21 protein-coding genes are annotated in these 25675 nt (G+C 72.8%); 11 read left to right on the forward strand and 10 right to left on the reverse strand.

All coding sequences use genetic code 11. From position 1 onward, the window contains the following. Positions 1-22 precede the first annotated feature (22 nt). The 6 genes from ACFWBY_RS04090 to ACFWBY_RS04115 all read left to right on the forward strand — a co-directional run bounded on the left by ACFWBY_RS04090 (position 23) and on the right by ACFWBY_RS04115 (position 6863). Positions 23-1192: a hypothetical protein gene (locus ACFWBY_RS04090; protein ID WP_385341716.1), complete on the forward strand. Its 1170-nt coding sequence runs from the start codon at positions 23-25 to the stop codon at positions 1190-1192. Further along, positions 1189-1959 carry a WecB/TagA/CpsF family glycosyltransferase gene (locus ACFWBY_RS04095; RefSeq protein ID WP_385341719.1) on the forward strand — a complete coding sequence of 257 codons (771 nt, stop codon included), beginning with the start codon at positions 1189-1191 and terminating at the stop codon, positions 1957-1959. The genes ACFWBY_RS04090 and ACFWBY_RS04095 overlap by 4 nt, the downstream gene beginning before the upstream one ends. Continuing rightward, a complete protein-coding gene (locus tag ACFWBY_RS04100) occupies positions 1959-3215 on the forward strand; it encodes a nucleotide sugar dehydrogenase (protein WP_385341721.1) in 1257 nt (418 codons plus the stop codon). The genes ACFWBY_RS04095 and ACFWBY_RS04100 overlap by 1 nt, the downstream gene beginning before the upstream one ends. Before the next feature lie 3 nt (positions 3216-3218). Next, positions 3219-4349 (forward strand): non-hydrolyzing UDP-N-acetylglucosamine 2-epimerase, encoded by a 1131-nt coding sequence (gene wecB / locus ACFWBY_RS04105; RefSeq protein ID WP_385341723.1) that lies wholly within the window; start codon positions 3219-3221, stop codon positions 4347-4349. 139 nt (positions 4350-4488) lie between these two features. Further along, on the forward strand, positions 4489-5376 hold the full coding sequence (locus ACFWBY_RS04110; protein ID WP_385341725.1) for a chain length determinant protein: 888 nt from the start codon (positions 4489-4491) through the stop codon (positions 5374-5376). After that, complete coding sequence (locus ACFWBY_RS04115) at positions 5373-6863, forward strand: oligosaccharide flippase family protein (protein ID WP_385341728.1); 1491 nt, start codon at positions 5373-5375, stop codon at positions 6861-6863. Before ACFWBY_RS04110 ends, ACFWBY_RS04115 begins: the two co-directional genes overlap by 4 nt. A 76-nt stretch (positions 6864-6939) precedes the next feature. Here the strand turns inward: ACFWBY_RS04115 and ACFWBY_RS04120 are convergent, their stop codons facing one another. Continuing rightward, positions 6940-7287, reverse strand: a complete 348-nt coding sequence (locus ACFWBY_RS04120) for a hypothetical protein (protein WP_385341731.1) — start codon at positions 7285-7287, stop codon at positions 6940-6942. Between ACFWBY_RS04120 and ACFWBY_RS04125 the strand changes: the two genes are divergently transcribed. Together ACFWBY_RS04125 and ACFWBY_RS04130 are read left to right on the forward strand one after the other, a co-directional pair. Then, entirely contained in the window at positions 7244-7978 is a 735-nt protein-coding gene (locus ACFWBY_RS04125; protein WP_385341733.1) for a hypothetical protein, read from the forward strand. The genes ACFWBY_RS04120 and ACFWBY_RS04125 overlap by 44 nt on opposite strands. A 16-nt stretch (positions 7979-7994) precedes the next feature. Next, the gene (locus ACFWBY_RS04130) at positions 7995-8831 is read left to right on the forward strand and encodes a glycosyltransferase family 2 protein (protein WP_385341736.1); all 837 of its coding nucleotides are present in this window, start codon (positions 7995-7997) and stop codon (positions 8829-8831) included. A 10-nt stretch (positions 8832-8841) separates the two neighbouring features. On the opposite strand, the gene ACFWBY_RS04135 is transcribed toward ACFWBY_RS04130, so the two are convergent. From ACFWBY_RS04135 to ACFWBY_RS04175, 9 genes are all read right to left on the reverse strand, one after another. Beyond that, positions 8842-9840: a glycosyltransferase gene (locus ACFWBY_RS04135; protein WP_385341739.1), complete on the reverse strand. Its 999-nt coding sequence runs from the start codon at positions 9838-9840 to the stop codon at positions 8842-8844. Continuing rightward, a complete protein-coding gene (locus ACFWBY_RS04140) occupies positions 9756-11822 on the reverse strand; it encodes an O-antigen ligase family protein (protein ID WP_385341742.1) in 2067 nt (688 codons plus the stop codon). Before ACFWBY_RS04140 ends, ACFWBY_RS04135 begins: the two co-directional genes overlap by 85 nt. After that, positions 11819-13288 (reverse strand): glycosyltransferase, encoded by a 1470-nt coding sequence (locus ACFWBY_RS04145; RefSeq protein WP_385409625.1) that lies wholly within the window; start codon positions 13286-13288, stop codon positions 11819-11821. The genes ACFWBY_RS04140 and ACFWBY_RS04145 overlap by 4 nt, the downstream gene beginning before the upstream one ends. Then, the gene (locus ACFWBY_RS04150; RefSeq protein WP_385344155.1) at positions 13285-16584 is read right to left on the reverse strand and encodes a DUF4082 domain-containing protein; all 3300 of its coding nucleotides are present in this window, start codon (positions 16582-16584) and stop codon (positions 13285-13287) included. Before ACFWBY_RS04150 ends, ACFWBY_RS04145 begins: the two co-directional genes overlap by 4 nt. A gap of 35 nt (positions 16585-16619) precedes the next feature. After that, entirely contained in the window at positions 16620-17735 is a 1116-nt protein-coding gene (locus ACFWBY_RS04155; protein WP_385344152.1) for a DegT/DnrJ/EryC1/StrS family aminotransferase, read from the reverse strand. After that, complete coding sequence (locus tag ACFWBY_RS04160; protein ID WP_385344149.1) at positions 17732-18523, reverse strand: NeuD/PglB/VioB family sugar acetyltransferase; 792 nt, start codon at positions 18521-18523, stop codon at positions 17732-17734. The genes ACFWBY_RS04155 and ACFWBY_RS04160 overlap by 4 nt, the downstream gene beginning before the upstream one ends. Then, entirely contained in the window at positions 18520-19692 is a 1173-nt protein-coding gene (locus tag ACFWBY_RS04165; protein WP_385344147.1) for a DegT/DnrJ/EryC1/StrS family aminotransferase, read from the reverse strand. Before ACFWBY_RS04165 ends, ACFWBY_RS04160 begins: the two co-directional genes overlap by 4 nt. Next, positions 19689-20720 carry an NAD-dependent epimerase/dehydratase family protein gene (locus tag ACFWBY_RS04170; RefSeq protein WP_385344144.1) on the reverse strand — a complete coding sequence of 344 codons (1032 nt, stop codon included), beginning with the start codon at positions 20718-20720 and terminating at the stop codon, positions 19689-19691. The genes ACFWBY_RS04165 and ACFWBY_RS04170 overlap by 4 nt, the downstream gene beginning before the upstream one ends. Before the next feature lie 91 nt (positions 20721-20811). Further along, a complete protein-coding gene (locus tag ACFWBY_RS04175; protein ID WP_385344141.1) occupies positions 20812-21912 on the reverse strand; it encodes a Gfo/Idh/MocA family protein in 1101 nt (366 codons plus the stop codon). Between the two features lie 407 nt (positions 21913-22319). On the opposite strand from ACFWBY_RS04175, the gene ACFWBY_RS04180 reads away from it, so the two are divergent. The 3 genes from ACFWBY_RS04180 (at position 22320) to ACFWBY_RS04190 (ending at position 25674) form a co-directional block, all read left to right on the forward strand. Then, positions 22320-23186 carry a glycosyltransferase gene (locus ACFWBY_RS04180; RefSeq protein ID WP_385344138.1) on the forward strand — a complete coding sequence of 289 codons (867 nt, stop codon included), beginning with the start codon at positions 22320-22322 and terminating at the stop codon, positions 23184-23186. 113 nt (positions 23187-23299) lie between these two features. Beyond that, entirely contained in the window at positions 23300-24664 is a 1365-nt protein-coding gene (locus tag ACFWBY_RS04185) for an MFS transporter (protein WP_385344135.1), read from the forward strand. After that, entirely contained in the window at positions 24661-25674 is a 1014-nt protein-coding gene (locus tag ACFWBY_RS04190) for a TolB-like translocation protein (protein ID WP_385344132.1), read from the forward strand. Before ACFWBY_RS04185 ends, ACFWBY_RS04190 begins: the two co-directional genes overlap by 4 nt. Position 25675 lies beyond the last annotated feature (1 nt).

Below are 25675 nucleotides of genomic sequence, written 5' to 3' on the forward strand. Positions count from 1 at the left end.
GGGAATTCGGGGTGGGGACCCTGTGAACACCACACGATTAGCAGCACTGGCCCACGAGGACGCGTCACTGCACGCGCTGGCCGAGCGGCTGCTCGCGCTGGCCGAGGCGGGGCTGCCCGAGATGTACCTGCCGGGCGCGGAGACCTTCGTGTTCACGCGGGTGGGAACGGTCGCGTCCGACGGCACCCGCCGCGTGGAGCGGCGCGGGACCAGCACCCGGTACTCGGCCATCACCGCCCTGGGTGCGCGGTACCTTCCCGAGGACCGCCAGCGCGCCCTGTTCGGCGGGCTCACCGCCGGGGAGTTCACCGGACTGCTCGTCGAGCGGCTGCCCGCGGTGACGAACCTCGGCGACGCCGCGCTGATCGCCTGGGCCGCCGCCGAGACCGGTCATCCGAAGCTCGCGGACGCCCTCGCGCGCGTGGCCGTACTGGACGTCCCCGGGCGGCCCCAGTACACGGTCGAGGCGGCCTGGGTGCTGTCCGCGCTCGCCGCCGCCCGCACCGAGGTGGACGTGGAGTACCGCCTGGCTGCCGCCCGCGACCGGCTGCTCTCGGCCAGGACCGACGGCGGTCCGCTGTTCCCGCACGCCACCGGGCCCGGCCTGGTCCCCGGCTACCGCTCCCATGTGGCCTGCTTCGCCGACCAGACCTATCCGATCCAGGCGCTGGCCCGGCTGCACGCGAGCGGTTCGGACCCGCGGGCGCTGGCCGCCGCCGACGCCTGCGCCGCCCGCATCTGCGCCCTCCAGGGGGACGGCGGACAGTGGTGGTGGCACTACGACGCCCGCACGGGCCGCGTGGTGGAGGGCTACCCCGTCTACAGCGTCCACCAGCACGCCATGGCCCCGACCGCCCTCTTCGACCTGGCCGACGCGGGCGGCACCGACTTCGGCGCCGCGATCCGCGGGGGTCTTCGGTGGATGACGGCGGTGCCCGAGATCGCCGGGCCCGACGGCACCCCGCGCGAGTCCATGATCCGCGAGGACTACGGGGTCACCTGGCGCAAGGTCTACCGCGGCGACCCCGTGAAGGCCGTCCGCGCCGCCCGCGGCCTCACCACCCGGGTGCTCCCGCAGGCCCGGCTGGCACCGCTCGACCGGCTCTTCCGCCCCCTGGCGGTGGACCGCGAGTGCAGGCCCTACGAGTACGGCTGGCTCCTGCACGCCTGGCTCGGGGGGCTCGGGAAATGAATCACAGACAGACCCTCTTCGGGGTCGCGCTCGACGCCCTGACCATGGACGAGACCGTGCGGCGCTGCCTCGAAGCGGTGCGGCGCGGCGAACAGATCGAGATCGGCATGGTCAACGCCGCCAAGCTGGTCAACATGCGCCGCGACCCCCGCCTCGCCGCGGCGGTCGCGGGCTGCGACCTCGTCCTGGCCGACGGCCAGGCAGTGGTGTGGGCCGGCCGGGTCCTCGGGGTCCGGCTGCCCGAACGGGTCGCGGGAATCGACCTGTTCATGCGGCTGCTGGCCGCCGCCGAGACCGCGGACGTACCCGTGTACCTGCTCGGAGCCCGCCAGGAGGTCCTGGAGCTGATGCTCCGCCGGATCTCCGAGCGGTTCCCGGCGCTGCGCGTGGCGGGCAGCCGCAACGGCTACTTCGAGGACGGAGACCAGGCCGCGGTCGCCGACGGCGTCGCCGCGAGCGGTGCCCGCCTGCTGTTCCTCGGCATGACCTCCCCCAAGAAGGAGATCTTCACCGCCGGTTACGGCAAGCGCACCGGCGCCCACGTGGTGCACGGTGTCGGCGGGTCCTTCGACATCCTGGCCGGGATCACCAAGCGGGCCCCCCTGGTCTGGCAGCGGTTGGGCCTCGAATGGTTCTACCGCACCCTCCAGGAGCCCCGCCGCCTCGGCAAGCGCTACCTCACCACCAATGCTGCCTTCCTCCTCATGACGGTCCGCGAGCTCATCCGCCGTACACCGTCTGCCGGTTCCGCGAACAGGAGTCACTGATGCGCGTCGTCGTCGTGGGACAGGGATACGTCGGACTTCCGCTGGCCATCAGGGCCGCCGAGGTCGGACACCAAGTGGTCGGCTACGACGTGGACGCGCGGCGGGTCAAGAGCCTCGCCGCCGGCGAGTCGTACGTGGAGGACGTCTCCTCCGAGCGGCTGGCCCGAGCACTGGAGCTCGGCACGTACCAGGCCAGCGAACTGGCCCGCGACTGCGGCGGCTTCGACGTCGCGGTCGTCACGGTCCCGACCCCCTTGCAGGACGGCGCCCCCGACCTGCGCTACATCGAGGAGTCGGCGCACACCCTGGCCCGCTTCCTGCGCCCGGGCGCCACGGTCGTGCTGGAGTCGACCACCTACCCGGGCACCACCGAGGAACTCTTCGGTCCGATCCTGGAGGACGGCTCGGGGCTCACCGCCGGTGTCGACTTCCACCTGGGCTACAGCCCGGAGCGCATCGACCCCGGCAACACCGTCTGGGGCTTCCAGCAGACGCCCAAGGTCGTCTCCGGCGTCAACGCCGCGTCCCTCAAGGCGGTGGAGACGTTCTACGCGGGCCTCGTCGACACGACGGTGCCGGTGCGCTCGCCCAAGGAGGCCGAGCTCGCGAAGCTGCTGGAGAACACCTTCCGGCACGTCAACATCGCCCTCGTCAACGAGATAGCCATGTTCGCCCGCCACCTCGACATCGACGTGTGGCAGACCATCGAGGCCGCCGCCAGCAAGCCGTTCGGCTTCATGAAGTTCACCCCGGGCCCCGGGGTCGGCGGCCACTGCCTGCCGATCGACCCCTCGTACCTGTCCTGGCGGGTGCAGCGCGAACTCGGCCAGAACTTCCGCTTCGTCGAGCTGGCCAACGACATCAACAGCCACATGCCGGAGTACGTCGCCCGGCGGGTCATGGACGCGCTCAACGCCAAGCGCCGCTCGGTCAACGGCTCCCGGATCCTGCTCCTCGGGCTGGCGTACAAGAAGAACACCGGCGACGCCCGGGAGTCGCCGGCCGTACGCGTGGCGCAGCTGCTCCTCGACATGGGCGCCAAGGTGCGCGCGGCCGACCCGCACGTGGTGGAGGGCATCAAGGTGGACGCCCGCCTCTCGCGGGTCGAGCCGACCCGCAAGGAGCTGACCTCGGCCGACGTCGTGGTCCTCCTCACGGACCACGACTCCTTCGACTACGCGATGGTCACCGAGCACGCCTCGTTGATCCTGGACTGCCGCAACCGGCTGTCCGGGCCCAAGGTGGAGGTGCTCTGACCCATGACGAGGATCATCTGCGTGGCCGGGGCCCGGCCCAACTACATGAAGATCAAACCGGTGATGGACGCACTGGAGCGCCGCGGCGCCGAGGTCGTCCTCGTCCACACCGGCCAGCACTACGACGAGTCCATGAACGACGTCTTCTTCCGCGACCTCGGCATGCGCTCCCCCGACCGGTACCTGGGGGCGGGCTCCGGCAGCCACGCCCAGCAGACCGGCCGGGTGATGGCGGCCTTCGAGCCGCTCGTCGACGAACTGGCCCCGGACGCCGTGGTGGTGGTCGGCGACATCAACTCCACGCTCGCCTGCGCGCTGGTCACCGCGAAGGCGGGCCCGCTGCTGGCCCACGTGGAGGCGGGACTGCGCAGCCGGGACTGGAGCATGCCCGAGGAGGTCAACCGGGTCGCCACCGACCGCGTCAGCGACTACCTGCTGGCACCCTCGCCCGACGCGGCCGCGAACCTGCGGTCGGAGGGGTACCGCGAGGACCAGATCCACGTCGTCGGCAACGTCATGATCGACACCCTGTTCGCCAACCTGGAGCGGGCCAGGGAGTCCGACGTCCTCGACCGGTACGGGCTCACCCGCGGCGGATACGGTCTCGTCACCCTGCACCGGCCGGCCAACGTCGACGACCCCGACGCGCTGCGGGGCCTGCTGAAGGCCCTGGGCGAGATCGCCGGACGCTGCCCGCTCCTGCTGCCCGTGCACCCGCGGGCGGCCGAGCGGCTGGCCGGGATCGGGGTCCCCGGCGGCATCCGGCTGGTGCCGGCCGCCGGTTACCTCGACTTCATCGCCCTGCAGGACTCCGCCCGCGTGGTCCTCACCGACTCCGGGGGCATCCAGGAGGAGACCACCGCGCTCGGCGTGCCCTGCGTGACCCTGCGGGAGAACACCGAGCGCCCGATCACCGTCGAGCAGGGCACCAACGTCCTGGCGGGCACCGACCCGGAGCGCATCACCGCCACGGTGAACCGGGTGCTCGACGATCCGCCCGCGCCCCGCTGCCCCGAACTCTGGGACGGGCGGGCGAGCGAGCGCATCGCCCGGGTCCTGCTGGACGGCGGGCCCGGGGCGGTCCGGCCGCGGCCCACGGATCTGGTTCCGTCCGCGGCGCCCGGAGCACCGTAAGGACCCGGCACGCCTACGCAACACCACGACACCGCACGACTTCGACACCGCACCACACCACACCGACAACCGTAAACACCGCAATGAACAGGGCGGCGGCGCGTGGAGGACACGACGCCGCCGCGAGGGGGAAGAGACCATGGATCTCGCGGAGATCTGGCGGGTCATGCGCAGGCGCTGGTACGTACTGCTGCCCGGACTGCTGCTCACGGCCGCGCTGACCGCCGGCGTGTACCTGCTGGTCCCGGTGGAGTACCTGTCACAGAGCACGGTGACCCTGCTGAACTCGAAGAAGGCCACGGTGGCCTTCGACGGCAACCCCTTCCTGAGCACACAGTCCTCGCTCACCGGCATGGCCGACGGCCTGGCCCGCAACCTCAACTCCGACGACTCGAAGGCCGACCTCAAGGCTCAGGGCGTCACCGGCGAGTACGAGGCCAAGATCGCCGACAACGCGCAGGGGCCCTTCATGTGGCTGAGCGTCACCGGCACCGATCCGGACGCCGTCCTGAAGTCGGACCAGGTCTTCACCGCCTACGCCGAGAAGCGGCTGCAGGAGTTCCAGTCCCAGCAGTCGGTCGCGCCGGAGGCCATGATCCGCATGGCGACGATCGTCCCGCCGCAGAAACCGGAACCGCAGACCAAGACCCGGATCCAGTACCTGGTCATGGCGGGGGCCCTGGGCTTCGTACTGAGCCTGGTGGCCACCTTCTTCGTGGAGGCCCGCCGCCGGAAGTCCGCCGGCCCCGGCACCACGGGCCGGCGCCGGCCGCCGGCGCCCGAAAGCGCGACGCCGGCCGGCACGGCGCCGGACATCACGGCGCCCCGCGCAACGGTGCCCGCGGCCGGAGTGTCCGCGACGACCGTCCCCGAGTCCGACCGGTCCGGCGGCGCGGCCGACTCCACCCGGGTCGACCACGCGCCCGGCACCTCGCCCGACGCCTCCTCCAGCACGGCGGACCCCACGCAGACCATGGCCCTGAAGATCCTGCCGTCCACCAAGTACCGCTCCAGCGGATCACCGTGACCGGCCCCTCGACGGACGCCGGAACGGGCGTGCGGCCCCCGCCCGACGCGCCCGCCCTGGGCCGCAAGGTCGGCTCCGCCGCCCGGTGGAGCCTGGTCAACACCGTGGTCATGCGCCTCGGCAACTTCGTCACCGGCATCATCCTCGCCCGCTTCTTCCTCGGCCCCGAGGCCTGGGGCGTCTACGGGATCGCCCAGACGGTCCTGCTGGTCCTGCTCTCCGCGAACGAGCTCGGCGTCTCCCTCGCGATCGTGCGCTGGGAGGGCGACCCCCGCCGCTTCGCCCCGACCGTCCTCACCCTGAGCGCTGCCTCCAGCTGCCTGCTGTACGCCGTCCTGTTCGCGGCGGCCCCCGCGGTGGCCCGGGTGCTCGGCTCGCCGGAGGCCTCCGGCGTCCTGCGCGTGATGTGCGTGTGCGTGGTCCTGGACGGGCTGTCGCAAGTGCCCGCGGGCTTCCTGACCCGGGAGTTCGCGCAGGGCCGGCGGATGGCCATCGACGCCCTCAACTTCGTCCTCAGCACCGCCGTGACCCTGCTGCTGGCCGTCCAGGGCTGGGGCGCGATGAGCTTCGCCTGGGGTTCCGTCGCCGGCAACGTGGCCGCGCTCGCCGGATGCTGCCTCGCCGCTCCCGGCACCCTGAAGTTCGGCTGGGACCGGGAGCAGGCGCGGGCCCTGCTCCGCTTCGGGCTCCCCCTGGCCGGGGCCAGCATGCTCGCCCTCGGCGTCGTCAACGTGGACACCATGGTGGTGGGCTCCGCCCTGGACCAGCTTGCCCTCGGCTTCTACGTGCTCGCCTTCAACATCTCCGGCTGGCCCGTGCGGATCATCTCCGAGGCGGCCCGCCGCGTCTCCTTCGCCGGGTTCTCCCGGCTGGCCGACACGCCCGGGGCGCTGGCCGGCGGGTTCGGCCGCGCCCTGGGCGTGGTGATGACGGGCACGGTTCCGCTCTGCGTCCTGCTGGCCGCCCTCTCCGCGCCGATCGTCGGGCTCGTCTACGGGGAGCGCTGGCTGCCCGCCGCCGCCGCCCTGCCCTGGCTGATGGGCCTCGGCCTCGTCCGGATCGGCTGCGAACTGGCCTACGACTGCCTGGTGGCCATCGGCCGGCGCCGCTCCCTCATCGGGGTGCAGGGCCTGTGGCTCGTCATCCTGGTCCCGGCCCTGGTGATCGGCGCCGGGGCCGGCGGGATCGTGGGGGTCGCCCAAGGCCACGTACTTGTCGCCGGCGCCGTGGTGGTGCCGGTCTTCCTCGTCGCCCTGCACCGGGGCGGCATCGGCCTGGCCACCGTGGCGCGGGCATGCGCCTGGCCCTTCCTCGGCGGCGCCGTGATGACGGCCGTGGTCCTCCTCCTGGCCGCGCTGCTGGGCGACGGCGTCCTCGCGCTCCTCGCGACGGGGACCGCCGGTGTCCTGTGCTACGGCCTCTGCGTGCTGCCCAGCCTCGGCTTCCTGCGCGGGTCCGCGCCGACGGCCACGACCGCGGGAGTCTGACCATGGCACGTCACCGCAGACGCCTCTTATGGGCCTGGCTCCTGGCCGGGGTCCTCCTGGTCGGCGCACTGGCCCTCTACCAGGCCGAGCGGACGGGCGTCAGCGAGTCCTCGGCCGGTTCCTGCCCGGAAAGCGCCCCGCAGTGCCCCGGCGAGAGCAGTCCCCCGCCCTCGCCCGAACCGTCCGCGGACCCGTCCGCGCCGGGCTCCCCCAGCCCCTCCGCCTCCGCCGCCTCGCCCTCCGCCACTCCCCCGCCGACGAGCGGCGCGCCGACTCCGGCGGCGCCCGTCTGCACCTCGGCCTCGCCGGGCGCCTGCGGGTTCCCCGACGCGCGCACCACCGGGCCGCGCATCGCGCTGGAGCGGCACGACACGGGGAACATGTCCGTGAAGACCGACGGCATGGTCATCAAGGGCTGGGACATCCACGGCTCCCTGGACGTCTACGCCAACGACGTCACCATCATCGACAGCAAGATCACCTCGGCGAACTGGTGGGGCGTCAACCTGCGCCCGGGCTTCAAGGGCCTGCGGGTCCTGCGTACCGAGATCACCGCCGTGCCGGGCAAGGGACCCGACAACGGGGGCGTCGACTACGCGGTCTCCAACATGGGCGACAGTTCGATCGAGGTCGGCTGGTGCGACATCTCGGTGTTCGGCAACGCCCTGTCCATGGGCCAGGGCGACCTGCACGACAACTACGTGCACGACATCGTCGCTTTCCGCAACCAGGGCGGCGAGTGGCAGCACACGGACGCCGTCATCAGCGGCGGCGGCAACAAGGGTCGGCTGACGATCCGCCACAACACCCTGCTGAACGCCGTCCCGGTCGACCGGGGCGCCAGCGCGGCCCTCGGGCTCTTCGCCGACACCGGCGTGGTGTCGAACGTGGTCGTCGACCGCAACTGGCTGGCCGGCGGGGCGTACGCGCTCTACGGCGGCGGCCCGGGGGCCACGGGCATCCAGGTGACGGACAACGTCTTCTCCACCCAGTACCACCCCGCCGGCGGGACCTACGGGGCCGTCGCCGCCTGGAACCAGGGCGGCGCGGGCAACGTGTGGCGCGGCAACCGCATGAGCGACGGCCGTCCCGTCGTCCCCGAACCCGCCCCCTGACGATCGAGAGGACATCATGCGCCGCATCGCCCGGGCCCCTTGGGAGCTGCTCAAGCGGGCCTTCGGCTGGCTGGTGCTCTTCGAGGCCAGGAACAAGCTCCTGCTGGCTCCCTCCGCCGTACGGCTGCGCCGTTTCGAGGACGCCGAGACCATCCGGCTCGCTGCCCGGCTCGGCCGGCCGCCGTCCGCTCTGGTCGCCACGGTGATCGCCACGCACCGGCGCCCCGAGGCACTGCGGGCGGCGGTCCTCTCGGCCCTGGGGCAGAGCGTGGCCGACCAGGTGGTCGTCGTCGTGGACGACGGCGCGGGTCTGCCCCCGCTGCCCGCGGATCCACGGCTGTTCGCGGTGTCCCTGGCCCGCAACACGGCTACGGCCGGTGTCGTGCGCAACGTCGGGATCCGGCTGACCCGCTCGCGGTACGTCGCCTTCCTGGACGACGACAACCTGTGGGAGCCCGACCACCTGGAGCAGGCCCTCGCGGTACTGGAGCCGGCCGGCGGGCCCGACGCCGTGTACACGGCGCTGCGCAGGGTGCTCCCCGACGGCCGCGAACGGGACGTCCTGTCGGTGCCGTTCGACCGGCGCCGCTCCGCCCGCGAGGCCTTCCTCGACACCAACGCCTTCGTCGCGCGCCGCACCCGGTCCTTGTACTTCAGCCGGCTGCGGCGCACGCCCGAGGTGCTGCCCCGCGAGGACTGGGAGCTCGTACGCCGCTACAGCCGCCGCCACGAGGTCCGCCACGTGCCGCGGCCCACGGTCCGCTACCTGGTCAACCCGGAGAGCTTCTACACCGCCTGGGACGGGTCCGCGCCCACCGGGTCCGCGCCCACCGGGCCGACGCCGACCGAGTGACCCCGCCGGATCAGGGACCCGGGGTCGCGCGCAACGCGGACGGGCTGGCCAGGGCCCGCGCCGCCGCGCGGCTCGCGGGCCGGCCGAGGACCGCGCGCGAGGTCTCCCGTAGCAGGACGGCCGCGCGGAAGGCGGTGGTGGCCGCCGCCCCGTGCCGACGCCCGTAGAGCCGTACGCGGTTCAGGGTCAGCAGCGTCCACAGCCGGGGCGACACCTGCGAGTCCCCGCCGAGGTGGACGGCGGCCGCGGCGGGCTCCAGCCGGGTGGCGAAGCCCCGGTCTCCGGCGCGCAGGCAGTACTCCGTCTCCTCCGAGTACAGGAAGAACGATTCGTCCCAAGCTCCGCAGGCGTCCAGGCACTCCCGGGAGAGCGCCATAAGCGCACCGGTCGCCCAATCGGCGACCGTGGCCCGCCGGTACGCGGACGGATCGGTGACCAGCTCGCTCCACAGCGGGAAGCGCCCCGCGCGGCGGTTGCCGATCACGGCCTCGCCCAGGGCCCGCGTCACGCGCGACTCCCGGCGCAGCGAGTAGTGGAGCGTCCCGTCCTCCTCGTGGAGCAGGGGGACGCTGATCCCGACCCGGCCGCCGCCGTCGAGGGGGGCGCCGAGCGCGCCGACGAGGAGTGCGGCGCAGCCCCGTCGCATCCGGACGTCCGGATTGCACACCAGGGCCGTCCCGAAGCCGCCCTCCCATGCGGCGGCCGCTTCCAGAGCGGCGTTCACCCCGGCCGCGTAGCCGGCGTTGCGGCCGGTCTGGACGACGGTCGCCTCCGGGGCCAGCGACCGGAGCAGGTCCACGGTGTCGTCGGCGGAGTCGTTGTCGGCGACGACCAGGCGCCAGTCGAGCCCGGCCATGCCCTCCGGCAGGGAGGCGAGGAACTCCGGCAGCACGAGTGCGCTGTTCCAGGTGACGACGACGACGGCTACGGGACCGGCTGTGCCCGGTCGGGCCGGCGGGACCGTCCGGCGGGACGGTGGGAGCTCGGAGGCTGGGCCACTGGAGAGCACGGGGACTCCACGGTTCGGGGCTTCGGCGCGGCGCGCCGGATGAAGCCGAGGTAACTGCCTCCGGCGGCGATCGTCAGGAAGAACATCCCGGCGAACATCGGGAAGCTGAGGGCGTCGAAGGTGGCGGCGCTGACCAGGGCGACGAGGGCCGAGGCGAAGAAGGCCTGGCCCAGCTCCCGGTCGGACTCGCAGGAGGCGATGCGGCGGACGGCGCCGCCCTGGTGGATCCCGGTGAGGAAGAGCGCGAGGAGCGCGACCACGCCCAGCAGCCCCATTTCCGCCAGGGTCAGCATGTACTGGTTGTCGGTGAAGAAGTAGAGGTCCGGGGTGAAGGTCCCGAGGCCCCGCCCGAACAGCGGACGGTCCTCGAAGTAGGGCACGATCGCGCTGTACTTGACGGTGCGCGCCTGGGTGCTGCTGTCGGAGTTCGAGAGGAAGGACGCGAAGAGGGTGGTGATCGTGCCGATCAGCCCGGGTACGAGCACCTTGAAGACGGCCACCGAGCCCAGCAGCAGGCCGAAGGTGGTCCAGCGCCGCTGCGGCTTCCACCGCGGCACCATCACCAGCACCACGATCAGCGCGCCGATGATGGAGGTCCGTGACACGGTCAGCGGCAGGGCGCCGCCCATCAGTGCCACGGGGGCCCATCGGCGCCAGCGGCTCAGGTGGGCGCGGACCGGATCGAAGGCCTGCTGCACGGCGAAGGGCAGCAGGAGGGCGAGCATGCCGCCGAACTCCAGCGGCTGCGCCGTCGTCGAACGGGGCCGGGTGAAGGCCCCCCGGTCGAGGGTGGTGATCTGGGCGACGCTGGACTGGAGTCCGGGGATGCTGATCTTCTCGGCGATGTTGGTCGCGGTGAAGAAGTCGTAGTAGCCGATGGCGGCCACCACCGCCCCCATCACCACGGCCCGCCGCAGCAGTACGTCGAGGCGGGCCCGGTCCTGGATGCCGGCCGAGACCAGCACCACCAGCGACACCCAGACGAGCAGCCCGATCAGGCCCCGGTCGGCTCCCAGTACCTCCTTGTGCGAGCTGCCCCGGGACGCGTTCGCGAGGTAGGAGGCCAGTACCGACACGGTCAGCAGCCACATGGCGACCCGGGGCAGCCGGGTGCCGGGGGCCGGCCGGATCCGGCCGGTCAGCCAGGTCGCGAGGTACCAGAACAGCCCCAGCAGCGCGAACACGTTGGCCGGGGTGCCCACGCCCCCCAGGCCCGGGAGCGTCAGGTTCGAGGGGATGAAGAAGGCCAGCGCCAGGTAGCCGGTGAGCAGCGCGGTGGCGTCCAACTGCCTGGCTCTGCTCCGCTTGCGCACGGGCGCCGCCCCGCCGGCCGCTGCGTCCGTACGGGCGGCTTCGGCCGCCTCGCGCCGGCGGCGCAGGGACCCCAGCAGGCTCTCGGTGACGAAGGACAGGGTGAAGCCGGCGGCCACGCCGGCGATGACGACGGCCAGGACCTGCTGGTAGCGGCTCTTGAGCTGTGGCTTCGGAGTCTGCGGCAGCACCACCGGGGCGGTCTGCACGAAGTAGGCGGGCTGTACCTTGGCCGCCGACTGCAGTGCGTTCAGCTGCTCGCCGGCGAACGCGGTGAGCGTGCTGGTCTCCTTCAGCACCTTGGCCCGGTCGTTGCCCGTGACGGTCAGGGTGAGCATCGGGCCGGAGGTGTTCGCGGCGAACCCGACCGTATAGGGGTCGGTGACCCCCAGCCCCTGCAGGTCCCGCGCCGCGTCGGCTCCCGACAGGGTCCTGATCAGGACGTCGGCGGTCACGACGAGCGAACCGCCCGCGTTCGAGATGGGGTTGCCGAAGGTCGGGGCCAGCTGCGCGACCGCCGTGGAGTCGAGCAGCGCCACCGAGCTCTGCGACTGGTAGGACACCGGAACGGACTCGTACAGGTGCAGGCCCGCGAGGAGGCCCATCATCGTCAGGGGCGCCATCACGTACCAGCGGCGCCTGAGCACCGCGCCTATCTCACCGATGTTCACGAACGGCCCCCACGAGGGCCGGGAACCGATGGCGGGCGGACCCGCGTCCTGGGAAGATCGATCACGACGGAAGGAATCCTGTGTCGCCTGGTGAGTTGTTCCGCACGCTGCGCCGCCGCTGGTACGTCCTGGTCCTGGCGGCGGCTCTCGCGGCCGCCGGAGCCCTGCAGGTGCTCCGGCCCACCCAGACCTATGTGAGCTCGGCGATCGTCGTCCTCAAGCCGCCGGTGACGGGCAACCAGCCGAACCAGCTCGCCAACCTGCAGCCGCCGCTCGCCGCCGTCTCCTACGCGGCCGTCCAGCAGCTGGACTCCCCGGGCGGAGAGGCCGAGTTGCGCGCCGCCGGGGTGGAGGGCACGTACCGGATGATCCCGCGCAACAGCGGCACCAGCGTCACCCCGCGCTATCTGATCCCCTCCCTCCAGGTGCAGGCGGAGCACGTGGACCCCGCCGTGGCCGACCGCTCCGTATTGAAGGTCGTCGAGGTCTACACGAAGCACCTCTCGGACATGCAGACCGAGCAGCGGATCCCGGCGGCGGCGCAGGGCCCCGTACTCGGCGAGCCCGGTGTAGTCCGGACGGCATTCGGCGGCGAAGGCCTCCAGGTCCTCGACCGGCACCACCCCGGTGCGCCCCCGGTCGTAGGCCCGGTACGCCCTGCGCAGGGCGTACCGGGCCAGCCGCGTGCGCGCCGCCTCCGACAGCCGGGCGGCGTCCGGGAGCAGGTCGCCGCACTTCTCCAGGACGGAGTCGAAGGCGACGAGTCGCTGGCGCAGGTCGTCGAGCTGCCCGCCGAAGTCCGTGGTGGACATGTTGTTGCCGTGGACTCGGTAGAAGGCCTGGTCGGCCCCCCGGACGTAGCCCACGTCGGCGTGCGCCGCGAGCCGCATCCACATCTCGATGTCACCGGCGTGCGGAAGCTCCGGGTCGTAGCCCCCGACCTTGCGCTGGAGGCTGGTGCGCACGACCACCTCGGGCGAGGTGATGCAGCCGGTCCCCTCCCGGAAGCGCCGCTCCAGCCACCACCGCCCGGGATAGACCACCGAACCGGTGCTGCGGGTGCGGGCCGCGGGAAGCGGCCCGCCGTGCTGGAACCGCAGCGGCCTGCCGTAGGCGAAGCCGGCCTCCGGGTGGGCGTCCAGCAGGGCCGCGGCGCGCACCAGCGCGCCGGGGACCAGCCGGTCGTCGGCCGAGAGCAGGGCCACGTAGTCCCCGTCGGCCCACTCCAGCAGACCTTCGTTGTAGGTGGCGATGTGACCCCGGTTGCGCTCGTGGACCCGGACCTCGATCCGGGGGTCGGCGGCCGCCAGGGCGCGGGCGACCTCCGCCGAGTCGTCGGGGGACGCGTCGTCGATGATCAGTACGCGTACGTCGACGCCCTCCTGCTCGTCCAGGACGCTCTTGACGCAGTCGGCCAGGAAATGGCCGTACTTGTAGCAGGGGATCACCACGCTGACCGTGCTCACTGGCCGGACACCTCCGTGGAGCCCTCCGCCGCGAGGCCGGACGGCGCCGTGGTGGTGAAGACCGGGCCGACCCAGTAGTTCACGGATCCGAAGGTGTTGTTGGGGAAGACCGTGCCCGCCCCGTACTTGTAGAGGCCGTTGGCGCCGCCGCTGCCGTCGGCCGGGGCGACCAGTGGATAGGAGCGGTGCGCCGCCGTGAAGTACCCGCCGTCCACGGAGTACTTGCCGTTCGGCGCGTGGTACGAGGCCACGTAGGTGGTGCCCGCCGTGATGGCCACGGGGGTGGTGAAGTGGAGCTGCTGCCAGCCGGAGACGGTCTCGCTGCCGAAGGTGCCGGTGGCCAGGAGGGTGCCGGTGTCCGACCAGAGGCTGCCGGTGTGGGTGCCGGTGTTGCCGGGCCCCTTGTAGAAGGTGATGCCGGTGACGTAGCCGCCGACGGTGGACTGGAAGCGGGTGCCCAGCTCGACGGAGTTGGTGTCGTCGCCGACGTTGGCGGTCGTCGGAGTGGCGGTGGGGCCCCACAGGGTGCAGGGGCAGCTCACCGCCGGCGGGCTCGTGCTGGTGGTGAAGGTCCATGTGGCCGGCGCGGCCATGGTGTTGCCCCACAGGTCGGCTGCCTGCACCGATGCCGTGTAGGTGGTGTTCAGCGCCAGTTCGGTGGACGGCGTGAAGGTGGCGCTGTTGGACACGTCGAGGACCTTGCTGCCCGGGACGGTGGCGCCGCCCGGGTCCTTCAGGGTGAAGACGAGGGTGTCGATGTCGACTCCCACGCTGAAGGTGGCCTTCACCGTCGCCGTGATCGCGGTGCCCGTGGCCGCGGACTGCGGCGTGGTCGAGGTCACCGTGGGCGGTGTGGTGCTCGCGGTGGCGGTGTCCAGGACCGCGTCGACCCAGTAGTTGCTGCCCGCCGACGCCGTGGCCGGGAACCCGCCCGTGGCGCTGTAGCGGTACACGCCGTTGCCGCCGTCGGTTCCGCTCTTCAGCGCGGTGAGCGGGGCCAGCCCCGCGTCGGACGACGCGAAGGTGGTGTCGAAGGAGTAGCCGCCGTTGGGGGCGAAGTAGGAGGCGATGTAGGTGGTGTTGGCCTTGACGGGAACCGGCGAGGAGAAGTTCAGCTGCTGCCAGCCGGACGCCGTCTCGTTGGTGAAGGTGCCCGTGGCCAGGCGCTGGCCCGAGCTGCTCCACAGACTGCCGGTGTGGGTACCGGTGTTGGCGGGTGACTTGTAGAAGCGGACGCCCGTGATGGAACCGGGCGCCGAGGAGCGGATCTTCACGCCGAGCTCGACGGCGCTGCCGTCACCGGCGTTGACGGTGCCCGGTACGGCGGCGGCGGGCCAGACCGTGCAGGGGCACTGCTGGGGCCCCACGGTCAGCGGCACGGTGGTGGTGGCGCCGATGTTGACGCTGTCGTCCACCGCGCGGACCTTGATCTGCGCTGCTCCGGGGACGGTCGGGGTCCACTTGTAGCTCCAGGAGCCGATGCCCGTGGTCGCCTTCCAGGTGGTCCCGCCGTCGGTGGAGACCTCCACGCGGGCCACGACGCCGCCGCCGCTGTCCGTCGAGGTGCCCGTGATGGTCACCGGCCGCAGCGCGGGCACCGTGGCGTTCGCCGCGGGGCTGGTCACGGTGATGACCGGGCCGGTGGTGTCGGTGGAGGCGCTCGCCGCCACCAGGTTGCTCTGGAGGGACTTGGGCTGGACCCCCATGTCGGCGAAGATGTTCACCGTCGCCTGCTGCATCCGCTTGTCCTCGGTGACCACCGCGTCGTCCGGGTTGCCGGTCGGCATGTTGGTCAGGCCCCAGGACCATTGGACGGTGCCCGAGCCGAAGACGAGGGCGTGCGAGGTCTGGTCGCGGAAGGCGACCAGGCTGTGCGTCGCGGTCCCGTTCCCGTAGGTGTTGCCGTAGTCGAGGCGGTACTTGCCGTCGTTGATGTCCACCGTGGTGGACGACAGGGCGATCTGCCCGGCCGGGCGCGCCGCGTCCTCCACATCGCTGTCCCACTCGTAGCCGAGCGTGCCGACGGGGAAGGTGGCGGTCTGGGAGGGGGTCAGGTTGGCGACGGTGGTGTTCCTCCACAGCCGCATCTTGGCGAATGCTCCGGGCACGGTGATGGCGTCGCTGCGGTAGCCGTTCACGCTGAACAGCGAGCCGGTCACCTGGTTCTGCGGCTGGAAGGGCCGCCCGTTCGTGGCGCTGGCCGGGTCCATGAAGGTGCCCGTCCAGATCCCGCTCGGGTCGGGGATGCCGTTGGGCTGCGGGAAGGAGAGCTTGGTCTCCTTGTAGCAGACCAGCGTCCGGTTGGCGGTGTTGGCCCCGTCGATGCTGGGAGCGAGGCGGGTCTTCCAAAAGACCTCGTTGCCCGCGAAGTACGTCTGGTTGACACCCGCGTGACGTGCGTTCAGGGCGTTGGTGAACTGGTCCTGGGTCCAGTACTCGTCGTGCCCGGAGGACATGAACACCTTGTGGTTCTGGAGCTGGGTCGCGCCCTTCGTCGACATGTCGATCCCCGACATGTAGCTGACGTCGTAGCCGTTGCGCTCCAGCCAGGCGATCATCTGGTACTCGGACCCGTAGATCCCGTTCTCGCCGCCGATGTCCATCGGCCGGTTGTAACTCACCTCGTACGCGCGGCCGTCGGGCGCGGGCCCGGCTCCGTCGTACAGGTCCTGGCCGCCGTAGTTGTTGTACGCCTGCCAGGTCTGGTCGCTGGTCTGCACCACGATGTCCGAGTGGCTGGAGTCGTTGCGGACCACGAACGGGTAGGGCATCACGCCGTTGCCGTCCGCCTGGTCGAAGTTGGCCATGTAGAGGCCGGAGACGGCGTCCGAGGGCACCGTCCACGTGGAGGTGACGGGCCAGTTGCCGCAGTCGACCAGGCCGGTGGAGGCCTTGGTGGTGCAGCTCTGCGGATTGCCTCCCTGCGGGAAGTTCGCCGGGAAGGTCTGGGCGGCCTGTGCCGCGGTCGACATCAGCCGGGCCCCGTCACCCCCGTAGTGGCCGAGCCGGTAGACCGACACCTTGTACGGGGTCGGCGACTGGACCTTGAACTGCACGGTGTCGCCCGCCTGGACGCTCATCTGGGCGCTGAAGCCCTTGATGTCGCCGTAGGCGCTGGGCGCGAACCAGTCGGACATGGGTGTGCCCGGCTTGGAGTTCTCGCACACGATCGCGTTCGTGCCGGGACCGCAGGGGTCCGCCGCGTCGGCCACCGCGAACGGAGGTAAGACCGTGGCCATCAGAGCCGAGACCACGGTGAGGAGGCCGTACCGGAGCAGCCTTGTCCGTCTGTTCATCTGTACCTCTTTGTGTTGTACGTCAGCACAGTGCGTCAGCGCAGGGCGTCGATGAGCGCGCCCACGACCCTCTGCTGCTCCGCGGGGGTGATCTGCGGGAAGAGCGGGAGGGAGAGCATCCGGTCGGCGGCCCGCTCGGCGTGCGGGAAGGCCCCGCGGCCGTGCCCGAGGTGGCCGAAGGCCGGCGTGAGGTGGACCGGGGAGGGATAGTGCACGCCGGCGCCGATCCCCTCCGCGTTCAGCTTGCCGACGACCGCGTCGCGGTCGGCGTCGTGGACCCGGACCACGTACAGGTGCCACACGTGGACGTTGCCCGGTGCCGTGACCGGCAGGGTCAGCCGGCCGGCGGCGGCCAGGTCGGCCAGGAGGCCGTCGTACCGGGCGGCGGCGGCGCGGCGGGCCGCGTTGCCGTCGGCCAGCCGGGCCAGCTTCGCCCGCAGCACCACGGCCTGCAGGCCGTCCAGCCGGCTGTTGAAGCCGGCCACGTCGTGCCGGTACTTGGCGACGCCGCCGTGGTTGGCCAGCGCCCGCACCAGGTCGGCGGTCTCCTCGTCGTCGGTCACGACCGCGCCGGCGTCCCCGTACGCGCCCAGGTTCTTGCCCGGGTAGAAGCTCGTCGCGGCGATCCCGCCGGTGCCGGGGGAACGGCCGTCGCGGGTGGCGCCCTGGCTCTGCGCGGCGTCCTCGACGAGCCACACGTGCGACGGCAGTTGTGCAGCCAGCTCCGCGGCGGCCGCGCACTGCCCGTACAGGTCGACGGGGACCACCGCGCGGGTGTCCTTGCCGATGGCGGCGAGCGCGGCCTGCGGGTCGATCAGCAGGGTGTCGGGGAGGCAGTCCACGAGGACCGGCCGGGCTCCGATCCGGGCCACGGCGCCGGCGGTGGCGACGAAGGTGTTGGCCGGCAGCACGACCTCGTCGCCGACGCCCACCCCGCTGGCGCGCAGGGCCAGTTCCAGCGCGTCGGTGCCGTTGGCCACGCCGACGCAGTGGCCGACCCCGGCGAAGTCGGCGTACTCGCGCTCGAAGGCGCGGACCTCCTCACCGCCGATGAAGGCGGTGCCGGCGAGCACGCGGTCGAATCCGGCGCGTATCTCCTCCTCGACCTCGGCGTGCGCCGCCTTCAGGTCGACGAGCGGTATCTGGTTCATCCGGCTGTGCTCCCCATCCGTGTCACCGGCACGCGGCCGGTCTCCGACTCATCGGCCCGCAGCTCGTCGAGCGCCGGGCCCCCCGCCTCGCGCAGCCGGCGGGCCGGGCTTCCCGCCCACACCTCGCCGGGCGGCACGTCGGCCAGGACCGTGCTTCCCATTCCGGTCAGCGACCAGGCACCGACCGAGGTGTACTCCCGCACCAGCGCGCCCGCGCCCACGTAGGCTCCCCGGCCCAGCCGCACCCCGCCGCCGAGGCGGACCCCCGAGGCGAGCGTCGCGAAGTCCCCGACGGTGTCGTCGTGGGTCAGGACCGCGTGCGGCATCACCGCCACGTGCGAGCCCAGACGGACGGCGGCGGTCAGCACGCAGTGCGCGAGCAGCACCGAGCCGGCGCCGAGCTCCGAGGAGTCCGAGACCGCCGCCGTGGGGTGGACCACCGTCGCGTAGCGGTTCGCGGGCAGGGCGAGGCGGCGCACCAGGCGCGCCCGCACCGCGTAGTCGCGCGGGCTGCCGACGCAGACCACCACCCGGGCCGCCGGCATGCCGTGCACCAGGTCGCAGCCGCCCAGCACCACCGTGCCGTCGACGTCCCGGCCGTGCAGGGCCGGGTCGTCGTCCAGGTGTCCGGCGAGCCGCCAGCGCGGGGCACGGCCCAGCCGCCGGTCCGCGGCGGCCGCGTCCCGTACGGCCTGGGCGGTCTCCCGGGCGAAGCCGCCCGCGCCGACGATCAGCAGGTCCTCGGTCCGCGGACCGCCCGCGCCGTGCTGCCCGCCCGCCCCGCTCATCCGCCGGCCTGTCGGCGCAGCGCCGCGACCACCCGGTCCTGCTGGTCCTCGGTCATCGTGTGGAACAGCGGCAGGATCAGCGAGTGGCGGCTGATCCGCTCGGTCACCGGCAGCGCGGCCGCCCCGTGACCGGCGTACGCCGGCTCCAGGTGCGAGGCCATGATCCCGCGCCGGGCCGAGATCCCGGCCTCGGCCAGCGCCGCGAGCAGTTCGTCCCGGCCGACAGGGAAGGCCTCGGACAGCAGCACCCAGTACGACTGGAAGTTTCCCTCGCCGTGACCGGGGTCGCGGACGGGGCGCAGGCCCGGGATCCCGGCGAGCAGCCTTTCGTACCGGGCCGCCAGTTCGCGCCGGCGGGCCACGATCGCGTCCAGCTTGCCCAGTTGCACCAGCCCGACCGCGGCCTGGATGTCGGTCATCCGGTAGTTGTAGCCGACTTCCAGGTAGCTCTCGGCGATCGGCTTGCTGCTCGCGTGCCGCTGCGCGGCGGACACGTTCATGCCGTGCTCGCGCAGCCGGCGCAGCCGCTGGGCCCACTCGGCGTCGTCCGTCGTCACCATGCCGCCCTCGCCGGTGGTGATCACCTTGCGGGGGTGGAAGGACCAGGCGGCCAGCAGGGCGCCGTGGCCGACGGACTTGCCGCCCACGGTCGCGCCGATGCCGCAGGCGGCGTCCTCCACCAGCGGTACCCCCCAGTCGGCGCAGGCTTCGCGCAGGGCGTGCACGTCGGCCGGGACCCCGCCCTGGTGGACGGCGAGCACCGCCTTGGTGCGCGGGGTGCGCACCGCGTCGACGGTGGCCGGGGTCAGGTTCCCGGTGGCCTCCTCGACGTCGGCGAACACCGGGTGGGCGCCCACGTAGCGCACCGCGTTGGCCGTGGCGATGAACGACAGGGAGGGCACCACCACCTCGTCGCCCGGGCCGAGGTCCAGTGCGATCAGCGCCAGGTGCAGCGCAGTGGTGCACGAGCTCACGGCGACGCCGTGCTCGGCGCCCACCCGCTCGGCGAAGGCCCGCTCGAACTCCGCGACCCGCGGGCCCTGGGCGACCCAGCCGGAGAGGACGGCGTCGGCGGCCGCAGCTGCCTCCTCCTCGCCGAGCCACGGGATCATGACGGGGATGCGGGCCGGCGCGGGCCCGTCCTGGGCGGGTACGGTCCCGGCGCTCATCGGCCGGGCTCCCCGGCGGGGTCTACGCGGACGCCGGCACCCGAAGCGGCGGCCGACGCGTCCGCCACGCGCTCGGCCCGCCACCAGTCCACCAGGTCCCGCAGTCCCGTGCTCAGGTCGATGTCGGCCGTGAAGCCGAGGCGCTCCCTGGCGGCCGAGGTGTCCGCGAGCCGCCGGGTCACCCCGTTCACGGCGCGGGCCGGCCCGTGCTCCGGCACCATCCCCCGCGCGTCCATGGCCTCCAGCAGGCCGTTCGCCAGGTCGAGCAGGCTGGTCTCGGTCCCGCTCGCGACGTTGAAGACCTCGTCGGTCAGGTCCGATTCGGCGGCCAGCAGGTTGGCGCGCGCGATGTCCCTGACGTGCACGAAGTCCATGGTCTGCGTGCCGTCGCCGAGGATCAGCGGCGGCTCGCCCGCCGCTATCCGCTCCATCCAGCGGATCAGCACCTCGGTGTACAGCCCGTGGATGTCCATCCGGGGGCCGTAGACGTTGAAGTAGCGCAGTGCGACGTAGTCCAGCCCGTACATGGAGTGGAAGCTGCGCAGCACGCCCTCGTTGAAGGCCTTCGCGGCCCCGTAGAAGGTGTCGTTGTTGTAGGCGTGGTGGCGCTCGGTGGTCGGGAAGGACTCCGCCATCCCGTAGACCGACGCCGAGGAGGAGGCGATGACCTTGCCCACCCCGGCGGCGGCCGCGGCCTCCAGCACGTTGAAGGTGCCGTCGACCATCACCTCGTTCGCGAGCCTCGGCTCCTCCGCGCACTGCGTGATCCGGATCGCCGCCAGGTGGAAGACCAGGTCGGCGCCCTCGGTTGCCTTGCGGACCGCGGCGACGTCCCGGATGTCGCCCTCGACCAGGTCCACCACACCGCTCGGCAGGGCGCGGGCCAGGTTGGCGGTGCGCCCCCGCACGAAGTTGTCGAGCACCACGATCTCGCGCGCCCCGTTGTCCACCAGCAGGTCCACCAGGTGCGAGCCGATCGTGCCCGCTCCGCCGGTGACCAGAATCCTCTTGCCTCGTACGCTGCTCAACGCCCTGCCCCTACTGAGTCGGTCATGGTGTCGCCCGTCGCGCCCGCCGCCGCACCGCGTGCGGCGCCGGGCCCGAAGGCTTCGTGAACGGTCAACGCCCGGTGCGCAGTCCGACGACTGCTCCGCGGAACTCCAGGCTCCGGGAAGCCGCTTCGAGGATGTCGAGCACCTGCAGGCCCGCCCGGCCGTCGGTCAGCGCCGGTCGCCCCGCCCTGATCGCGGAGGCGAACTCCTCGACCATGGTCCGCAGGGCCTCCTTCTCGCCGAGCGCGGGCGCCACCATGTCGCCGGTGCGGTAGGAGACGAGCATGTCGCGGCGCTCGTCCGCGCCGATCTCCTGCGGGGCCGTCAGGTCCACGCCCCGGTCGAACACCGCGACGCGCTGGGTGGGGTTGAGGTCGTCCCACACCAGGGTCCGCTTGGAGCCGCCGACCATCGTGGTGCGGACCTTCACCGGGGACAGCCAGTTGACGTGCACGTGCGCGATGGCGCCGGTGTTGAGCTGGAGCGTCAGGTAGGCGACGCAGGACTGTCCGGCGCCGATCGGGTCGGCTCCGTGCGCGGCCACGGCGACCGGTCGGACGTTGTCGGGGAGGATGAAGTCGAGGACCGAGAGGTCGTGGGGGGCCAGGTCCCACAGGACGTCGACGTCCTTCTGGACCAGCCCGAGGTTGGTCCTGACCGAGTCCACGAACTGGACTTCGCCGAGTTCACCGGAGCGGACCATGTCCCGGATGCGGGCCACCGCGGGGGTGTAGCAGTAGGTGTGGTCGCACATGAGGGTGAGGCCGCGCTCCTCGGCCTCGGTCACCAGCCGCAGACCGTCCTCGTACGTGGCGGCGAGCGGCTTCTCCACGAGGACGTGCTTGCCGGCGCGCAGGGCGGCCAGCGCGACGTCGAGGTGGGTGCCGGCCGGGGTGGCCACGGCGACGGCGTCGACGGCCGGGTCGGCGAGGACCGCCTCGTAGTCGGAGGTCGCCTGGACCGTGGAGTAGCCGCCGAGCACCTGCCGCGCCCGGTCGACGTCCAGATCGCAGAGCCAGCGCAGCCGGAACTCCGGGCTGGACTGGAAATTTCGGACCAGGTTGGGGCCCCAGTAGCCCGCACCCACCACGGCTACGCCTAACGGCTCCGCAGGTCCCCCGCCTGCGGCTCCGGTGCCCCGCCCCACGTGCTTCGCGGTGTCCTTCACAGCGTTCCCTTTCCTTCCGCGCACGCCCGCGGGCGTGTCGACGACCCATGGCCGGGACGCGTGCGAAGGAAGGAGGTGCCGTCGACGGCAGACCGGGCCGCCTGCGCGACCCGTGTACGACCCGCCCGACGGCGATGGCCCCCACGACCGATGCCGTACGTGTTCCACGTACTTCCGCCCCCCGACCGTCCGGCACCCCTCGCGCCGGTCCGGCCCCGGGCAGGCGGCCTGTTCCCCCAAGCCGCGCTACCCGTCCCTGACTCAACTTCCCTGCACCGATCGGATCATGGCGTCGCCGAAGCACGCCGAATCCGCTCGGCTGCGTTCAATCTAGACCACCCGGCCTACCCCCGGGGAGAGTTGGAGGAATCGGTCGGTACAGGCGTTCGGCCGTGCATACTTCCGGGGTGACCAGCATCGTGATCCCGGCCCACAACGAGGGCCGGGTCATCGGCCGGCTCCTCGACGCGCTCCTGGCCGACGCCCCTGCCGCGGGGCCGGACATCGTCGTGGTGTGCAACGGCTGTACGGACGACACCGCCGCGGTGGCGACCGCGCGCGGCCCCCGCGTGCGCGTGGTGGAGGTCCCGACTCCCTCCAAACACCTCGCACTTCGGGTCGGCGACGAGCACGCCCGGGGCTTCCCCAGGCTGTACGTGGACGCCGACGTCCAAGTCGGGGCCGCCGACGTACGGGCCCTTGCCGGAGCCCTCGCCGACGCTCCGCACCTGCTCGCCGCGGCCCCCGGCCGGGACATCCCGCTCGCCGGCTGCGCCTGGCCGGTCCGGGCGTACTACCGGGTCTGGCAGCGGCTCCCCGCCGTCCGTGAAGGGCTGTTCGGCCGCGGGGTCATCGCGGTGTCCGAACCGGGGCACGCGCGGATCGCCGCACTGCCCCCGCTGATGGCGGACGACCTGGCCGCCTCCCTCGCCTTCGCGCCGGAGGAGCGGAGCGTGGTCGAGGCCGCCCGGGTGGTGGTTCACCCGCCGCGCACCTGGGCCGATCTGATCAAGCGTCGGGTCCGGGCGGCGACTTCGTCCGCCGAGCTGGAGCGCTTCCAGGCCGCGCAGCCCTGCGGACCGCCGTCGTCCGTACCGTCCGCGCGCACCGGTACGGGAGACCTGCGCGCGCTGCTACGGGACCAGCCGCGCCTGCTCCCCGGCGTCGTGGTGTTCGTGGTGGCGGCCCTCGTGGCCCGCCGGGGCGCACGCAGGGCCATCCGGACCGGGGACTTCTCCACCTGGCTGCGCGACGAGAGCAGCCGGCAGGGCTGAGGCCGGTAGGCGGCCGAATCGGGCCGTACCGCGCCCAGTTGGCCCGTACAACCATTAGGGTGCCACTCGTACGTACGAGTGGCTCAGACCGTCTGCACCGGGAGCTCGAGAGCATGTACCTCGCGGACCGCTCCGCGCCGGGGGGCGCGAAGGCCGCGGACGGCGGCCCCGTCCGGACGCCCGCGGTCGCCTCGGCCGTCCTCGCGCTGGGCTCGGTCAGCCTGATCACCGACATATCCTCCGAGATGGTCACCGCCGTCCTGCCGCTCTACCTGGTCGCCGGACTGGGCCTGAGCCCACTGGGCTTCGGCGCGCTCGACGGCCTGTACAACGGCGTCAGCGCGCTGGTGCAGCTGACCGGCGGCCACCTCGCCGACCGGATCCGCAACCACAAGCTGATCGCCGGCATCGGCTACGGCCTCTCCGCCCTGTGCAAACCGCTGCTGCTGTTAGCCCACAGCCTCGGCCCGGTGGGGGTGATCCTCGCGCTGGAGCGCACCGGCAAGGGCCTGCGCACCGCCCCCCGCGACGCGCTCATCTCCCTTTCCACACCGGCCGGGTCACAGGGCCGCGCCTTCGGTGTGCACCGCGCCATGGACACCACCGGGGCGCTGCTCGGCCCCCTCGCCGCCTTCTTCATCCTGAGCGTGACCGTCGACGGGTACGACGCCGTCTTCGGGGTCAGTGCCTGCGTCGCCGCACTCGGCGTCGTGGTGCTCATGTTGTTCGTCCCGTCCGGCGCCGCCCCGGACGCGACCGCCGCCCCGGCCCGCCCGGGCCCCGGCGCGCCCCCTCAACCGTATTCCGTCGACCCCGCCGCCCCGGATCCGGCGGCCGCGGTCGACGTCCGCGCGGCCCTGGCCCTGCTGCGCCTGCCCCGGCTGCGCGCCCTGGCGGCCTGCGCCGCGCTACTGGGCCTGACCACGGTCAGCGACGCCTTCCTCTACCTGCTGCTCCAGGACCGCACCGGCGTCGGCGAGCAGTGGTTCCCGCTCCTGCCCCTGGGCACCGCCGCCGTGTTCCTGCTGCTGGCCGTTCCGGCCGGCGCCCTCGCGGACCGGATCGGCCGCCGCACCGTGTTCCTGACCGGGCACGCCCTCCTGCTGGCCGCGTACGGACTGCTCCTGTGGGCCCCCGCCTGGCCCGCCCTGCCCTACCTGGTCCTCGTGCTGCACGGCATGTTCTACGCCGCCACCGACGGGGTCCTGCCCGCCGCCGTCGCCGCGACCGTCCCGGCGAAGCTGCGGGCGACCGGGATCGCGCTCGTCGGCACCGGCCAGGCACTGTCCCGCTTCGGTTGCTCCCTCGCCTTCGGTGGCGCGTGGACGCTCCTGGGCGCGGGCCCGGCGCTGGCCGCCGCGGCGGCCGGCCTGTGCTGCTCCGCGGCCGTCGCCGGATTCGTACTCCGCCCCACGGCTGCTGACGACGCCGGCCTGCCCCGGACCCCGCACCCCCGACGCCCCCGAGGAACCCGATGACCCGTTCACGCCGGCTGCTCGTACTCGCCCTGGCCGTGCTGCTCCTGGCGGGCCTGGCCGGCGCGATGGTGGTGCGCGCCGCCGCCCGCTCGGAGCAGACGCGGGAGGGCGATCCGACGGCCGCCGCGGGACCGGTCACGCTCGACCGGCAGGACGGGCTGGCCTTCCTCAACGGCGCGCAGGGCCCGCACCGCGGCGCCCTCGTGTCCGTACCGGCCGCGGCGCCGCGGGCCGGGCGGACCGCCTCGGACCTCACGTGCCTGCGCTTCCACGCGGCGGCCGGCACCGGAGTCTGCCTCGACTCCTCCCCCGGCGCGCTCGCCCAGGACAACCGGGCGCTCATCGTCGACTCGCAGCTGCGGACCCTGCGCAGCTTCCCGCTCGCGGGAACCCCCTCCCGGGCCCGGGTCTCACCGAGCGGCCGCTTCGCCGCCTGGACCGTCTTCGTCGCCGGGGAGTCCTACGGCGCCGCGTTCTTCTCCACGCGCACCTCGATCGCGGACACCCGCACCGGCGCGCTAGAAGCGGACCTGGAGAAGTTCGCCATCGAGCTGGACGGCCGGCCCTACAGCTCGGGTGACGTGAACTTCTGGGGCGTGACCTTCTCCAAGGACGACGACACCTTCTACGCCACGCTCGGCACCGGCAACCAGACCTACCTGGTGCGGGGGTCGATCTCGCGGCGCAGCGTCACCACCCTCGCCAAGAACGTCGAGTGTCCGTCCCTGTCCCCCGACGAGACCCGGGTCGCGTACAAGAAGCGCGTGCAGCGCGGCGCGTCCCTGTGGCGGGAGCACGTCCTTGACCTGCGGACCTTGCGGGAGCAGCCGCTCGCGGAGAAGCGCAGCGTGGACGACCAGGCCCTCTGGCTCGACGACCGGACCCTCGTCTACGCCCTGCCCGCCGAGGGCTCGGTGGAGACCACCGACCTGTGGACGGTCGCGGCCGACGGCACCGGCGCCCCCCGCGTCCTGGCGCCGGCGGCCTCCTCACCGACCCGCCTCGGCTGAC

Source organism: Streptomyces sp. NPDC060049, from assembly GCF_042736715.1.
GTDB lineage: Bacteria > Actinomycetota > Actinomycetes > Streptomycetales > Streptomycetaceae > Streptomyces.

Coding starts and splice junctions, on each gene's coding strand:
- ACFWBY_RS04110 (WP_385341725.1), top strand. CDS start 4,489: ATGGATCTCGCGGAGATCTGGCGGGTCATGCGCAGGCGCTGGTACGTA.
- ACFWBY_RS04130 (WP_385341736.1), top strand. CDS start 7,995: ATGCGCCGCATCGCCCGGGCCCCTTGGGAGCTGCTCAAGCGGGCCTTC.
- ACFWBY_RS04120 (WP_385341731.1), bottom strand. CDS start 7,287: ATGTCCCAGCCCTTGATGACCATGCCGTCGGTCTTCACGGACATGTTC.
- ACFWBY_RS04185 (WP_385344135.1), top strand. CDS start 23,300: ATGTACCTCGCGGACCGCTCCGCGCCGGGGGGCGCGAAGGCCGCGGAC.
- ACFWBY_RS04190 (WP_385344132.1), top strand. CDS start 24,661: ATGACCCGTTCACGCCGGCTGCTCGTACTCGCCCTGGCCGTGCTGCTC.
- ACFWBY_RS04155 (WP_385344152.1), bottom strand. CDS start 17,735: ATGAACCAGATACCGCTCGTCGACCTGAAGGCGGCGCACGCCGAGGTC.
- ACFWBY_RS04125 (WP_385341733.1), top strand. CDS start 7,244: ATGTCCGTGAAGACCGACGGCATGGTCATCAAGGGCTGGGACATCCAC.
- ACFWBY_RS04100 (WP_385341721.1), top strand. CDS start 1,959: ATGCGCGTCGTCGTCGTGGGACAGGGATACGTCGGACTTCCGCTGGCC.
- ACFWBY_RS04160 (WP_385344149.1), bottom strand. CDS start 18,523: ATGAGCGGGGCGGGCGGGCAGCACGGCGCGGGCGGTCCGCGGACCGAG.
- wecB (WP_385341723.1), top strand. CDS start 3,219: ATGACGAGGATCATCTGCGTGGCCGGGGCCCGGCCCAACTACATGAAG.
- ACFWBY_RS04095 (WP_385341719.1), top strand. CDS start 1,189: ATGAATCACAGACAGACCCTCTTCGGGGTCGCGCTCGACGCCCTGACC.
- ACFWBY_RS04165 (WP_385344147.1), bottom strand. CDS start 19,692: ATGAGCGCCGGGACCGTACCCGCCCAGGACGGGCCCGCGCCGGCCCGC.
- ACFWBY_RS04150 (WP_385344155.1), bottom strand. CDS start 16,584: ATGAACAGACGGACAAGGCTGCTCCGGTACGGCCTCCTCACCGTGGTC.